General features: G+C 28.7%; 11 protein-coding genes. 8 read left to right on the forward strand and 3 right to left on the reverse strand.

The features are described from left to right. Positions 1 to 3: 3 nt before the first annotated feature. Entirely contained in the window at positions 4 to 1,830 is a 1,827-nt protein-coding gene (locus MBVG596_RS00110) for a M3 family oligoendopeptidase (RefSeq protein WP_096385358.1), read from the reverse strand. Positions 1,831 to 2,206: 376 nt separating this feature from the next. On the opposite strand from MBVG596_RS00110, the gene MBVG596_RS00115 reads away from it, so the two are divergent. The 6 genes from MBVG596_RS00115 (at position 2,207) to MBVG596_RS00140 (ending at position 8,754) form a co-directional block, all read left to right on the forward strand. Continuing rightward, positions 2,207 to 3,577, forward strand: coding sequence for an ABC transporter ATP-binding protein (locus MBVG596_RS00115; RefSeq protein WP_096385361.1), 1,371 nt, complete (start codon positions 2,207 to 2,209; stop codon positions 3,575 to 3,577). Beyond that, the gene (locus MBVG596_RS00120; protein WP_004419720.1) at positions 3,567 to 4,412 is read left to right on the forward strand and encodes an ABC transporter permease; all 846 of its coding nucleotides are present in this window, start codon (positions 3,567 to 3,569) and stop codon (positions 4,410 to 4,412) included. Before MBVG596_RS00115 ends, MBVG596_RS00120 begins: the two co-directional genes overlap by 11 nt. Then, on the forward strand, positions 4,405 to 5,229 hold the full coding sequence (locus MBVG596_RS00125) for an ABC transporter permease (RefSeq protein WP_004419717.1): 825 nt from the start codon (positions 4,405 to 4,407) through the stop codon (positions 5,227 to 5,229). The genes MBVG596_RS00120 and MBVG596_RS00125 overlap by 8 nt, the downstream gene beginning before the upstream one ends. Beyond that, entirely contained in the window at positions 5,219 to 6,805 is a 1,587-nt protein-coding gene (locus MBVG596_RS00130) for a hypothetical protein (RefSeq protein ID WP_096385363.1), read from the forward strand. The genes MBVG596_RS00125 and MBVG596_RS00130 overlap by 11 nt, the downstream gene beginning before the upstream one ends. Positions 6,806 to 6,895: 90 nt before the next feature. After that, positions 6,896 to 7,534 (forward strand): hypothetical protein, encoded by a 639-nt coding sequence (locus tag MBVG596_RS00135; protein ID WP_096385366.1) that lies wholly within the window; start codon positions 6,896 to 6,898, stop codon positions 7,532 to 7,534. After that, entirely contained in the window at positions 7,534 to 8,754 is a 1,221-nt protein-coding gene (locus MBVG596_RS00140) for an endonuclease (RefSeq protein ID WP_096385369.1), read from the forward strand. The genes MBVG596_RS00135 and MBVG596_RS00140 overlap by 1 nt, the downstream gene beginning before the upstream one ends. Positions 8,755 to 8,941: 187 nt before the next feature. Here the strand turns inward: MBVG596_RS00140 and MBVG596_RS00145 are convergent, their stop codons facing one another. Then, positions 8,942 to 9,544, reverse strand: a complete 603-nt coding sequence (locus MBVG596_RS00145) for a hypothetical protein (RefSeq protein WP_096385372.1) — start codon at positions 9,542 to 9,544, stop codon at positions 8,942 to 8,944. 237 nt (positions 9,545 to 9,781) lie between these two features. Further along, positions 9,782 to 10,867 carry a M42 family metallopeptidase gene (locus MBVG596_RS00150; protein ID WP_096385375.1) on the reverse strand — a complete coding sequence of 362 codons (1,086 nt, stop codon included), beginning with the start codon at positions 10,865 to 10,867 and terminating at the stop codon, positions 9,782 to 9,784. Positions 10,868 to 11,208: 341 nt separating this feature from the next. On the opposite strand from MBVG596_RS00150, the gene MBVG596_RS00155 reads away from it, so the two are divergent. Further along, positions 11,209 to 12,546 (forward strand): hypothetical protein, encoded by a 1,338-nt coding sequence (locus MBVG596_RS00155; protein WP_096385377.1) that lies wholly within the window; start codon positions 11,209 to 11,211, stop codon positions 12,544 to 12,546. 165 nt (positions 12,547 to 12,711) lie between these two features. Then, the gene (gene mgtA, locus MBVG596_RS00160; protein ID WP_096385379.1) at positions 12,712 to 15,414 is read left to right on the forward strand and encodes a magnesium-translocating P-type ATPase; all 2,703 of its coding nucleotides are present in this window, start codon (positions 12,712 to 12,714) and stop codon (positions 15,412 to 15,414) included. Positions 15,415 to 15,426 lie beyond the last annotated feature (12 nt).

The following is a 15,426-nucleotide window of genomic DNA, read 5'->3' on the forward strand; positions in this document are numbered from 1 at the left end:
TAATTAGTTAATTTTGAATATTTTTTTACCTAGTTTAATATATTCATCAATTAATGATTCAAAGTATTCGAAACCTACTTTATAGAAATTATCATCTTTTAAATCTACATCTACTGATTTAAGTGTGTTTAATGGTCAATCTCTATCACCGGCAGATAAAAAGTTATTAATGTATTTTGTTAAAAATGACTCTCCTTCTTTTTTATATTTACTAAAGAAGAAGTTTGCAACAAGTTGGCCAATAGCGTATTTGTAAACATAGAATCCATAGTAAAAGTGCGGAACAGTTACGCAATATATTTGGTCATTTTTATTAAATTTTGTTTTCTTTGTTGAATATTTCATTGAATTTTTGTGGTAAATTTTCGCCAAAGATTCATAACTGGCACCTACTTCGCCATTTTCGATTGCTTTATACAAATCAAATTCATAGTTTGCTCAAATAGTTTGGCGATAAACTGTGCCAATAAATCCGTCTATCATGCTTTCAATAATTTTGAACTTAAATAAATTACTTTTGGAATTTTTTAATAAGTGGTCATATAACATTAATTCATTAAATATTGAAGCTATTTCTGCTAAAAATATAGGGTAAGCAGCATTGTGCATTTCATTGTTTTTATCACTAAAATATGAATGCATTGAGTGACCTAGTTCGTGCGCTAAAGTTTCAACAGAACGTAGGTCTCCATCGAAGTTCATTAAAATATATTTTTTGTCCAATCCATAGGTAGAACCAATTGAATACGCACCAGACATTTTGTTATCAATAGTCATAAAATCAATTCAATTTTCGCTGTAAGATCTTTTGATTGTGTTGTGGTATTCCTCACCAAAAGGTTCAAGGGCATCTAAAACAATTTGTTTCATTTGCTCTACTGTATATGTTGATTTTACATTCACTAGTTCTCTAAACGAGTCATATTTTGGACGATATTTTTCTTTGAATTTAGCCTCATAAAATTTTTTAAATCATTTGTTTCTTTTTGCTACTAATGTTTTTAGCGAGCTAACTTTGTCAAAAAGAGATAAAAGTAATTCTTCATCAACTCTATCAGAATATGTAAGCATTTGTACTGAGTTTTTATATGATCTAATTTTTGCTTTTGTGCCAATTGAATTAAATTGTTGAAACAGTAAATTTGCTAGTGAGTCTTTGTGTTTTAAACTAGCATTTTTTCAATTAATTGCCGCGTTTTTTCTTAGCACTGAATCATTTGATTTCATTAATTTTATTCTTAGTGCAGGTGATAATTTGTGTTTATTACCTTTTGAATCTAACGGATAACCATAATCAAGTTCTGCATCAGTAATTAAGTCAAAAACGCCTTCATAAGAGGGCTGAGCATTTGCTAGTTTAACAATATATTCTTCAACATTATCTTCTAATTTGTGAGAATAATCATCAATTGATGCTTGCAGTAATTTTTTATAAGATTTCAATCTAGGATCATTGACTCATTCTTTCATTTTTTCAATGTTTTTGTAAAATCTTACAGTTTCTGAACCAAGTTGCTCAGCAATATTTTGGTTAATTAAATCTCACTGGTTGCTCAATTCATTAAATTCAGTATTTGTAAGTTCTCTGTTCAAATTATTTGAGATATAGTTGCTTATTTTATTGTTTAGAATTCCTACATTAACTGAATAATTTAGGTAATCTAAATAATTTTCAATTGAATCGTATTTTGAGTCTTTAACTTCAATTGAGTATTGCATAGCTTGTTTATATTGATCAAATAAATCGTTAATTGTCTTACCATCAAGTAGATATTCTAGGTCAAAAAGATATTGTTTTTCAACCTCTTTTACGTTTTTATATTGTTTCATACTACCCCCCAATTTTTTATTATTTTATTATATTACAATAGTCTAAATTAATTCATTTATATAAACACTTAAGAATTTATCCCAATTCAATAGTAATATTATTGATATAGGTAAAAAAATAAGATAAATATTCAAAAATTTTTGCTATATTTTTTTATATAAATTTTAAAGTAATTTATAATTCTCCATTATGAAAGACATAAGAGGTTTTAACACTAGAAAAATATTAAGTATTTTTTCAAGCGAATTTTGTACTTCGCTGTGTTTTTCTTATGGCGAATACTTCGAAAATATATTTGATTTAGCTTCCTCCGTTAATTACTAGTTTTACTAGTAGAAATTTAATAAAAAAACAAACAAAACTAAGGAGAGAACTATGAAAAAAAATCGTAACGTTCGCAATGTTATCGAGCTTAAAGAAGTAGTTAAAGAGTTCGAAGACAAAGTAGTTTTAGAAAACGTTAATTTAGAAATTAAAAAAGGTGAATTTATTACATTATTAGGACCATCAGGTTCTGGAAAAACAACAATTTTAAGATTAATTGCAGGTTTTGAAAGAGCAACTCGGGGTGAAATTAAATTTCACGACCGGGACATTAAAGATTTACCACCACACAAAAGAGATTTATCAACAATTTTTCAAGATTATGCACTTTTTCCAAACTTAAATGTTGAAGGTAACATTAAATATGGTTTGGCACTAAAAAGAATACCTAAAGAAACAATTAATCCTAAATATGAAAAATTATTAGTTGAAAAACAAAAACAATGAACAAAAAAAGCTAATGATGAAATGGCCAAACTTGACAAACTTCAAACAAGATATGAATTAGAAATGGAAGCATTAAAACCTAATTCACTACCTTACAAAAGAAGACAAAAATATTTAGATAGATCTGACTTTATTTATTCATACTGAGAAAACTATGTTGCAACAAAAACTGAAGACTTTGAAAAGAAATATCTAACACGTAGAATTTCTAAAGAAGAAATGAATCAAGAAGTTGCTAAAATTGTTGAACTAGTTGGCTTAAAAGGTTCAGAAACTAAAGCAATTAATGAACTATCTGGTGGTATGAAACAACGTGTTGCACTTGCTCGTTCACTTGTTATTGAGCCTGAAATTTTACTTCTTGACGAACCATTGAGTGCGCTTGATGCTAAAATTAGAGTAAAAATGCAAAAATTACTAAGAAATATTCAACAACGTCTAGGAATTACATTCATTTTTGTTACTCATGACCAAGATGAAGCACTTGAACTTTCAGATAGAGTGGCAATCATGCGTGATGGTGTTATTGAGCAATATGACACTCCAAAACAAATTTATGACTATCCAGTAAACAAATGAGTTGCAAACTTTATTGGTTCATCAAACATTTACAATGCAATTTTCAATGAAGATGCAACAGTTACATTTATGGATAAAACATTCAAAACTATTCATGATGAAGATGAATTTGTTGCAGGCAGCGAAGTTGATGTTTTAATTCGTCCAGAAGATATTGACATTATGGACGCATCTGAAACTAAAAAAACCAATGGACTTATTGGTAAAATTGTTGATATTACTTACCGTGGAAGCTACTACTATTTAAAAGTTGACTTCAAAAACGGTTTTAGCATTTTCGTTGAAACTGCTAAAAAATTCGATTTAGACCAAGAAGTTTCAATTTCTTGAACAATCGACTCAATTCACATTATGGCAAAAGACTCGAAATGAGATTATTCATCTGATGAATACTAAATTTAAAAGTTCATTAGGATTTAACAAACAACTTTTATTACTTTTACCATATGTGTTTATTGCAATCTTTTTGATTGTTCTTCCAATGATTTTAATTGTTGTTCAGGCTTTTACACCTCGCGAAAATTTTGACACAGCATTATTAATCAAACAATTTAATACTTGAGTAATTATTGGCAGAAGTTTAAGAATTGGTGTAATTTCATCAATATTGTGTTTATTAATTGGTTTTCCATATGCATATTTTGTTGCAACAACAAAAAGCAAAATATTACAAGTTTATGCAATGAGTCTTATTCTTTCACCAATGGTTATTTTCACAATTGCTAAAATTTATGCAATTAGAGGATTTTTCCTAAGCATTTTTGACGAAGACGTCTTAAATTCAGAATGATTCATGATTTTAGCGCTAACATACCTTAACTTACCATACATGATAATGCCGCTTTATTCTGTTTTTAAAGATATGCCTAAAAACATCATTGAGGCTAGTTCAGATTTAGGTTACAACAGATTTCAAACTTTATTTAAAGTTGTTATTCCATACAGTTTTAAAGCGATTTTATCAGGCTTAAGTTTAATCTTTTTAGCATCAGCAACCACCTTTGTTATTAGTGATAAATTATTGCCAAACCCAGCCCAACTGCAAACAGTTGGTTCGCTAATTAACCAATACTCTGACCCATCAAATGCTTATGAACTTTCAACTGGTTCAGTGCTTGTTTTAGTAGTCAGTGCAATATTCATTGGTTGCTATGCAATGATTAATTTTGTACCACGTTTAATAATTAGACTAGCAGCTACAAAATCAAGAAAAGGGGTAAAAAATGAATAAATTTACAACTTTTTTAAGAAAATCATACATTTATTTAATTCTTGCACTAACATACATTCCATTATTTTTTGCGGCTGTATTTAGTTTTAGTAAACCAAGTAAAAAAGGATATTTATCAACCTCTTGAAACGGGTTTACAACTGAAGCATGAAGCGAATTTTTCACAGAAGGAAGAGATATTGCTTTAATTAACTCAATTATTATTGCCTTTTTTACATCGATTTTAGTTGTCTTCATTTCACTAATTACAGTTTTTGCACTATGAAGACAAAAAAATAAAAAATACGAATTAGTAACAAAAGCAGTAAACAACATTCCAATTATTAACCCCGACAACATAACAGCCATTGGACTAGTTTTAGTGTTCACTTTATTCTTTGGTGTTCTTTCTGTGGTTAATGAAGGAATTATTCGAGGAATTGTTGCTCATACAGTTATGGCGCTTCCTTACGGAATTTCTTTAATGTATCCAAGAAGCGAAAAATTTGAGCGTTCGCTTTATGAAGCTAGTCAAGATTTGGGGTATTCAAAAGTTCAATCTTGATTTAAAACGTATTTTGTATACATGATTCCAACAATTGTTTTTGCTGGATTAGTTGCTACATTTTTATCATTTGACGACTTTATAATTTTAAAAACAACTACAAATACTTCAACACTAGGGACAAAACTTTACGAGGGTAATATTAAACCTTGAGGCCTTGTTGTTGGTACTGCAATTCTTTTTGCTACCTTTATTGGTAATGCGATTTACATTGGATATAAAGCAAAAATGACAAAAACTAAAAAAGTTTTAGGAGGCACAAATGCGAACTAAAACAAAAAATATCCTAAAAAAATCAGCAATCGCACTTGGAATTATTGGCTCATTAAGTGCTGTATCGGTTGCGATTGCACTAAAAGCCAAAAAACCTTTTAAACCTACTTTTTATAACTATAAATCGTATATGTCAGATAGCGGACGCGAAATTTTGTCTAGCAATTATGACTTTAAAGAATTTGACACTTTAAACGAGTTTACAAAAGCAATTTTAACTCGTAAGGCACTTGGTGGAATTGGTAGTGATGCCCAAGCAGTTCAATTAATTAGACGTGATAAATTAAAAGAAATAGATTATTTAAAAGTATTTATTAAAGACCAAAAAAATCGTCCAAATTGAGCAAAAGATGCCCAAGGTAAAAATTTACCATACGAGCAATACCGCGACAAAAAGGAATATAGAGAATTTCAAAAATCTCTTTTTACAGATTTAGTTTGAAGCCATATGTCAAGATATGATGATGTATTATTAACTAATTATGATGGCAAAAAATTCCAAGAAATTGACGGTAAAAAACGTCACTTATATGATTATTTTGTGCCTTATTTTAGCCAAGATATGGTTATAGCTTACAACCCATTTAAAGTTGTTAAAGAATTAATAAATCAATCAGTAACTGAAGAAGAAATTCAGAAAAAATTGTATGAATTTGACCAAAAAATTATTGACAGCATTTATGAAAATGGTGTCAATAAAGGCAAACAGGACAATCAAAAAGAAGTGATTATGTCTGACATTTTGAAAGCTTTAAAATCAAATGGCTTTAATCGTTTTGCCATTACCGACGCTGTTAGAGACAACATGATTTATGGATCTGCATATGAATATGACAACAAAGACAAATATTTTGATACAAATATAACTGGTAAAGCAAGTACAATTGATGAACCAAATTTATACATAAAATTGATTGATAATTTTGGTAAATTAATCAAAAACTCTCTAGATTATTCATTGACTGACCAAAATATTAACTTTATTGGCGATGGACAATTTTTACTAACTCAACTTGTTGAACCAGATTTAGATAATTCAAAAATTCAAGCAGCTATTTTATATAATGGTGATGCACTTGACGCTTATTTTTCAGAAGATAACATAGAAAGAAGTAAGAATGGATCAATTCGTTTCATTCGCCCTAAATCTAATTTACTACTTATCGATGGTTTAGTGATGGCTAAAAATGCAGATGTTGAAGAATCAGATTATGACAAGTTAATTAATACTTATGTAGATGCAGTTTCTGATGGTCTTCAAGTAGATTATCCTGAAAAAGCATTGGAAAAATTTGAAGAAACATCAAGCTATATTAATTTTGACAACGTTAACTATACACCAACAGTCAAAAGACTTTATGAATATGTAGCTAAAAATTACTTCTCTGATTTAAGTGAATTTGAAAAATCATATGTAACTAACTTGTATGAAATTAAAGATAATTACACATTATTTAACCCAGTTACTCAAAGTGAAAAATTAAAGTACAAAGTTATTCACAAAGCTATTGAGCCAACTGACCAAAAAACTTCAACAAACATTAATACATACTGAAATAAAGTTACTAAAAAATAATTTAAAACCTCGCACGAGGTTTTTTTGTTTTTGAGCAAGTGCACATAATCCATTATAATAATATGTTAAACAAATAAAAAAAGGATTAAAATGAATCTAAAAATAATCAAAAATACAATAAGCACAATTGCTATTAGCTCGATGCCACTGAGTATTGTTTCATGCTCTAAACAACAGGTTAATGACCGATTACTGATCACAATAAATAATATTAATTTTAATAACAAAGTCGACTTCACACTTGATGATATAAATGAAAAAGATATAAAAACTCAATATAATGACACTATTTATAAAGAAGTTAAGATTAAAGAAATTAAAAAAGATGCTGCAAAAGGTATTTTAGTTGTTGAACTAGTTGCCACTAAAATTAATGGAGAAATTAAAAATCAAATAATCACAATAGATGGTTTTAAAAAATCTTTAAATAATACTGAATTTAACTCAAAAATTTATTTTGAGGTAAATAATTATGAAGCAGAAAATTTTGAATATCTAAAATGAGAAGATCCCTCAACATTTCTTGCTGAAGATATGAAAATTAATTATTCAAAAACTGGTTTAAATTCGAATGAATTAGTGGATTTAAAAAATGAAATTATTGATTTTAAAACAGATGATGAAAAGAGAACTATAACAATCAAATATAAATTATCATATAAATCAAATGCAAAAAATATTGGTGAATTTGAATATATTATTAAATTCCCAGAAAAAGAGGTTCATTAATGAAAAAACTTTTATTACCCATTTCATCTGTTGCAATTTTGAGTTCTTTAGTAAGTGTTTCATGTTCCCAATCCAATTCAAAAATGAATGAAAAAGCAAAATTAATAACTTTAAAAGCCATTGCAAAAGAAGTTAGAGATGATGTAAATTTAGTTGATTTTACAAGTGAAAAATACATAAAAATTAATGGTTCTGATATTAATACTGAAATTAGAATAAAAAGTATAAATCCTGAAGGCGACAAGATAAAAGTTTTTTATGTTGTAAGAGATATTCACACAAATTTAATAAGTGACATTCAAAGTGCAATTTTGGATATGAATTATATTCAAACAAAGGCAAAAACAGAATATAAAGGTAAAACATTAATTTACAAAAAAAGTGATTATTATAAGCCACTTAATAATTTGAAAGGACAAGAATTATTAAATGCTTTAATTAAATTACAAGCTCAAAAATGAAGCCAACATGTTCAAAGGGGAAAAGAAAAAGGTTATTCTAGATACACTGAACTTTATGATATTTATACAAAAGCATTCGTTGATAAATATTATGAAAAAGACAATACTCTTTTAGATATTTACTCTGAAAATCCTAAAGGAAAAGATCCATATTCATTTGATTTTAACAATAGACATGGCAAAGATTTATCAGGCGATGAGGGCAAAGCTGTTAGAGGGAGAAAAAATCAAGAAGGTGAAATGTATAATAGAGAACATCTTGTGCCTCAATCATGATTTGCAAAAGATCAAGATGTTCGCACAGATGCCCACTTTGTTTGGCCAACAGATAAATATGTAAATAATGCGCGCGGAAATAGTTCATTTGGAATTGCAGGTAAAAATGCTAAAGTTTCTCTAAATGGAACAAAAACTAGTGCAAATGTATCTGAACCTATCGACGAATTTAAAGGTGATGTTGCCAGAGCGTTAATGTATTTTGCAATTACTCACAATAATAAACTAGTTGAAGGTATGCTTGGAAACACATATTTAGCAGCATTTCCATTCATATCTAAGAATTATTTAGATACCTACATTGATTGAAATAATAAAGATGTTATTGATATGTTTGATATTGATAGAAATAATGAAATCGACAAAGCATATGATAATGGTCTTAGAAACCCATTTACAGATTATCCTCAGCTTGCTGACTTAATTTGAAAAAACACTAACACACCATTTGTTGATTATGGCATACTTATGGGTATTGAATAAAATAAAAATTACCAATTCTTTTTAAAAATGAATAAATTGGTAATTTTTATTTTTATACTTAAGTGGGAAATGTAGGAAAATTATATAAATATTTTGTAAAAATATAATTTTAAAACACTTAATTTTGCCAAGATAACATTTGTGAATCAAAATCTTATTCTTTGTATATTTCTATTGCACTTATTGGTTATTGTTTTTTATTTTTTTCTTCTATTTCTTTGTCAATTTTTGCTTTTTGCTCTTTAACTTCACTTAATATTGTTTCTAAATATTTTTTAACACCTATATACAATTCTTTTACAGCATTTGATTTAGTTATATTTTTGGAAATATCAATTGCTGCTTTTAATTTTTCATGTCCTTTTACATACAATTTATTTTCTTTTATTTGTTTTTCAAATTCTTCAGCATTTTTAAATGTAGCTTTGTATTCAGATTTTGCAGATTTTAATTCAGGGTCTGCTTTTTCAATTCCTTTATTTAATTTTTCTGCATATTCTTTGTATATATCTATTGATATGTCTTCGGTTTTTTCTTTTTCTTCGACTTTATTTTTAGCATCGTCAATTATTGCTTGTAACTCTTTTTTAGTTTCTTCTTTTGAAATGTGTGCTTGTAATCTATTGGCGGTTAAAAATGCATCTTTGTATTTATCTTTCTCTTTTAATACTTCGGATTCAACTTTTCTTTTTTTAGTAATCAAAACTGAAGCCGCAACTACGCCAGCTACTGCGCCAATTGCTAAAACAGAAGTTACAGAACCTAGTATAATTTTTCGTTTTTTACTCATTTCTCCTCCTAACTACCATTATATATATATATATATATACGTTCTACTTTTCCATATTTTCCATAAAATCGGCTTTGTATGGTCTGTATTTGACCAATATATTTATCTAATAAAATTCACTAATTTTAAATGCACAATTAGTACTTTGTTACTTATTTAAAATAGTGTTTTTTGGCGACAATGAAATAAAAAAAATTACCAATTCTTTTTAAAAATGAATAAATTGGTAATTTTTAATTAATTGTGTTTTAATTCTTTTGCTTTTTCAGCATTAAAGAATTTAACAAATTCGGTTGCTAAATCAATAGCGGCTTTAATATCAACTAGTGAACAAACACCAATTGGTGAGTGTAGATATCTTTGTGGTAATGAAAATGTTATTGCAGGAACTCCACCTTTACCATATTGTAGGGCTGTTGCGTCATTTCCACCACCTTCTGAAATATATTTATAGGCGGGGATATTGTGTTTGCGTGCTAATGACATTAACATTTCTGTAAATTTAGGGTTAGTTAACAAACCACCATCTTTAACAAGCAATGCAACACCATCACCAAGTTTTGTGCCACCTTTTATAGCTCCAGTTGTGTCGTGACTAGCACAAGTATCAATTGCAATTGCAACATCAGCATCAATTATTGAACTAGCTGTTTTTGCACCTCTTAATCCAACTTCTTCTTGAACTGTTCCAACAATATATGTTTTATTTGGTAAATTTAAATCTTTAATATTGTTTGCTAAAAAGTCAATAACAGTTACGCCTGCTCTATTATCCATTGCTTTACCCGCAACTAGATTGTTTGGCATATCAAATGATTCGCCAGACATGTAAACTCTATCACCTGCTTCAATGCCAAAGTCAATTGCTTCTTGTCTAGTTTTAAAACCTGCATCAACATAAAGTTCTTTATTTGTTGGAGCTTTTTTAACTTTTTCATCTTCTAAAATATGAATTGAAGTGTGGCCAAAAATTCCTAAAATTTCTTTGTTGTCTTTATTTGTGACAATTTTACATTTGGTGCCAATAACTGTAACTGGTCAAATTCCACCAACTGGCGCAACAAGCAAGTTACCATTATCTTCAATATTTCTTACAAAATATCCAACTTCATCCATGTGCACAGCAATCATAATAACTGGAGCATTAGGGTCAGATTGTTTGTTTGTAATGATTAAAGAACCAAATCCATCACGACTAAATTCTAAGTTATCTGACTTAATATTGTTCTTTAAAGCTTGAGCAACTGGTTCTTCATATCTACTCATTGCCTCAATTTCCATGTATTGTTTTAAACGGTCTGAAATTTCTTTAAAATTATTCATTTTATATAAGCCTTTCTATTTATATATTGGTTAAGTACAATAATATTAAATGATAGCAAATTTTAAAATAAGATTCTTTTATTAACTATATATACGATAATGTTTCATATTTTGGTGAATATTTCATAAAATCATTGCCAAATTAAGCGCTTTTTGAGTTGATATTTAAATAAATATTATAATTGTTTAGCATTCATATCATCTTTATTAAATAAGGAGAAGATTAAAATGAAAAAACCTCGTTTTATTGTTCCTATGATAAGTTCAATATTTTTCCCATTATTGGCAGTATCTTGCGTAAATTTTGGCGCTCAAAATGAAAATAAAAATCCTCAAAAAAAATGATAACCAAAATCCACCTAAAAAAATCTGATCCAGTAGCACCAAAGCCTCCTGCAAAAAATCCAGGAACTCCAAAACCAGGAACTCAAAAACCATCAAAAACTACAAAACCAGGAACAACTACTCCTCCAACTCAAGCAAACCCAACCCCGCAACCACCTACTACAAACAATCCCGGTAATGAAAATAGCCCTAAACCAATTGATAATCAAGCTTGGGAACAATTAAAAAAAGACATTTGACAACCAAAATATGTTGAAGGTAAAACACATTTTGTGCGTGTTCCTTATTATGTTAAATTACATTTAAATAATACAAATAAAACCATTGGTTTGTGAGCAAATCACCTTGATAGTCCAGATAATAAAGGATCAGAACCTGAAGCTTCATCGAGTTTACGAACTAAGTATCGAAGAATCCGAAGTCAGGGAGCACAAGAAGTTAGTGAATTTTTGGCACTAAAAGAAGTATTGTCAACTCCAACAAATGATGATTTTATAATCTATGGTGGGGATACTAATATAAAAAATGAGAATTATTTTTTAATAAATGAAATATTGAATAATACAAATATTGAGTCAACCCTTTCTACTAAGGAAAATTTAGCTAATAAAAAGAAATATAATGAAACATTTTTAACTTCTTTAGGTACAAAAGGTAATTATTCGCACCAATATGACAAAATGATGTTTATTAATAACGATATGAATTCATTTAATCCAACAATTGTAGAAAATAATCACAAACCTTTTAAAATTAACATATTTAGAACATTTGATCATATAATCTCCAAACAAGAATTGAATTTTTCTTATGATGCTAAGTCAAACTCTGATCATTCGATTATTAGGAGCAAAATCTCAGATCACGCTCCTGTGTTAACAGATATTGAAAATAGTTTCAATATTTCAACTTCAAATGTTAGCGATAAATTAAAAACAAATCAAAACTTAGGTAAAAATAAAAACACAATAAGAATTGGTCATTGAAATATTTTGAATTATGGCGGAAAAGATGACAAACAAGATTCCATAGCAAAAACAAGAGCTATTACTGAGACAATTCAAAAAGCTGGTTTTGATGCCATTGCTTTAACAGAAATAAATGATGGCGCTGGAGATACTGCTGCAAAAACTCTTAAAAAATACTTGCCAAATCATTATGAAATTGCAGTTCAAGAGGAAAAATATACAAAGATTGATGAATATTATATCAATTCAGGAAGATTTGGAAAAGGTCAACAAGAACAAGTAGTTGTTGTTTACAATAAAAATGTTTTTTCATATTATGGACAAAATCTATCTTGAAATAAGCCAATTCAATATTGAACAGACTAACCATATTTATTAATTACTAGGCATGCCTAGTTTTTATATTTTTAAAGCAAAATACAAGTTAAGGCGAAAATTTTGCTATCATTTAATTAATAAATTAATATTTACTTTTTGAATTCATAAATAGTTTATTAAGTAAAAACCCAAATTGAAATTTAAGGAGGTATTATGGCAAAAAAAGTGAAGCAAAATAACACTAATGAAGCAGTAAAACAAAGAATTATTAATGCAGCCAATTCCTCTAGTATTTCGCTTTATAAAGAATATAATTCGTCTTCAAAAGGTTTGCAAAATGATGAAATTATTGCCGAAAACAAAGAGTTATATGGTTCAAATAAATTGGATAAAAAATCTGCAAATACGCTTTGACGCAAAATTGTTTCGTCATTCTTCAATCCTTTTTCAATAATTTTGATTGTTTTATCAATAATTTCAATGATTACTGACATTATTTTACCTTTGCGTGGCGGCAAAAATGCTGAGCCAGCAACAATGGTAATTATTTTGTCCATGGTCATTATTAGTGGTACATTACATTTAGTTGAAGAAGTAAGATCTTCATCTTCATCTGAAAAACTAATAAAAATGATTTCAACAACAGCAAGAGTAAAGAGGGGTGGAATATTTTACGAAATACCACTAGAAGAAATTGTAGTTGGTGATATTGTTACACTCGCTGCTGGAGATATTATTCCAGCTGATTTAAGAATATTAAGTGCCAAAGACCTTTTTGTTTCTCAGTCATCTTTAACTGGAGAAAGTCATTCAATTGAAAAATTGGCCAATCTTGTACCTAAATATGAATATGAAAATCTAGTTGATTATCATAATTTAGCATTCATGGGTTCAAATGTTATATCAGGATCTGCAACAGCAATTGTTGTTGCCACTGGTAATCAAACTTATATTGGCCAAGTTGTTCAAAAAATTAATGCCAAACCAATCAAAACTGATTTTGAAAAAGGTGTAAGTTCAATTTCAAAATTGCTTATCAGAATTATGATGATTATTGTGCCAATTGTCTTTTTAATAATAGGCATTAAAGGACAAATTTCAGGTAATAATAAATGACTTGAAGCATTTTTATTTGCAATTTCAGTGGTTGTAGGACTAACCCCTGAAATGCTGCCAATGATTATTACATCAACCCTTGCCAAGGGCGCAGTAATAATGTCAAAGAAAAAAACAATAATTAAATCGCTTAATTCAATTCAAAATTTTGGTGCTATGGATGTTTTTTGTACTGATAAAACAGGAACACTAACATTAGATGAAATTGTTTTAGAGCGCCACATTGATGTATCTGGAAAAGACAATAACAAAGTTTTAAAATACGGTTTTTTAAATTCTTATTTTCAAACTGGTTTAAAAAATCTTTTGGACTTGTCAATTATTGATAAAACTGATGAATTAAGTGTTGTTGATGAACAATTAAGAAAACTTGATTCAAGTTATGTAAAAGTTGACGAAATACCCTTTGATTTCGAAAGAAAACGGATGTCAGTTGTTGTAAAAGACAAAACAAAAATTCAAGTTATCACTAAAGGCGCTGTTGAAGAAATGATTTCTGTTTGTAGTCATATTGAAATCGAAGATGATGTTAAGGAACTTGATCAAAAAACTATTGATAAAGTTATAAAACACGTTGACAAACTTAATGACCAAGGCATGCGTGTAATTGCGGTTGCAAGAAAAGACGTTGATGAATCACAAGTTGGCAAATTTGGTGTTGCTGATGAATCAAAAATGATTTTAATTGGTTATCTTGCTTTTTTAGATCCGCCAAAAGAATCAACTGCTTCAGCAATTGAAAACTTGCATAAATTAGGTGTTGAGGTTAAGATACTAACTGGGGATAATGCTAGAGTAACAAAAGCAATTTGTGCTCAAGTTGGCCTAGATGCTGATAAAGTTATTCTTGGTAAAGATATTGAAAATTTATCAACACCTGATTTAGAAGAATTAGTAAATAAATACAATATTTTCGCAAAATTATCACCTGATCAAAAAGCACAAATTATTACTGCCCTACGTAATAAAGGTCATGTTGTTGGCTATATGGGTGATGGAATTAATGATGCTCCGGCAATGAAAGCTGCTGATGTGTCAATTTCCGTTGACACTGCAGTAGATATTGCAAAAGAAAGTGCGAATATCATACTGCTTGAAAAAGATTTAAATGTATTAGCCACCGGCATAATTGAAGGCCGTAAAACTTATGCTAATATGAATAAATATATTAAAATGACTGTTGCAAGTAATTTTGGTAACATAATTAGTATATTGATTGCTTCAATAATGCTTCCATTTGTTCCAATGCTAGCAGTTCAAATATTATTTTTAAATTTAGTTTACGATATTTCTTGCGGTTCAATTCCTTGAGATAATGTTGATAAAGATCTGCTTTTAAAACCTCGAAAATGAAATCCTAAGTCGATTACTCGATTTATGTTGTGATTTGGTCCAGTTTCGTCAATTGTTGATGTTTTAGGATTCATATTATTGCGCTATGTTTTTATTCCACAGTTGTATCCGAGTTTAAATGTTGATTCAGCCGAATTTATGACATTATTCCAAACTGGCTGATTTATAATTTCAATGTGAACACAAAGTTTAATAATTCATTTTATACGAACTGAGAAAATTCCATTTATTCAATCTCGACCAGCTCTTCCACTATTATTATTTTCAATATTGGGTTCAATATTAATTACAGTTAGCCCATTTATTCCTTGGCTAAGTGGCGCAATTAAAGTTCAACAATTAAATCCTTGGTTCTACTTAATGCTTTTGGGTTTAATAGTTTTATATGTAACTTTAACACTTATTGTTAAGTCGCTATTTATTCGCAAATATAAAGAACTTCTTTAATTTAAAACACGC

It is taken from the genome of Mycoplasmopsis bovigenitalium (assembly GCF_002356075.1).
In the GTDB taxonomy this organism is placed as follows: Bacteria; Bacillota_I; Bacilli_A; order Mycoplasmatales; family Metamycoplasmataceae; genus Mycoplasmopsis; species Mycoplasmopsis bovigenitalium_A.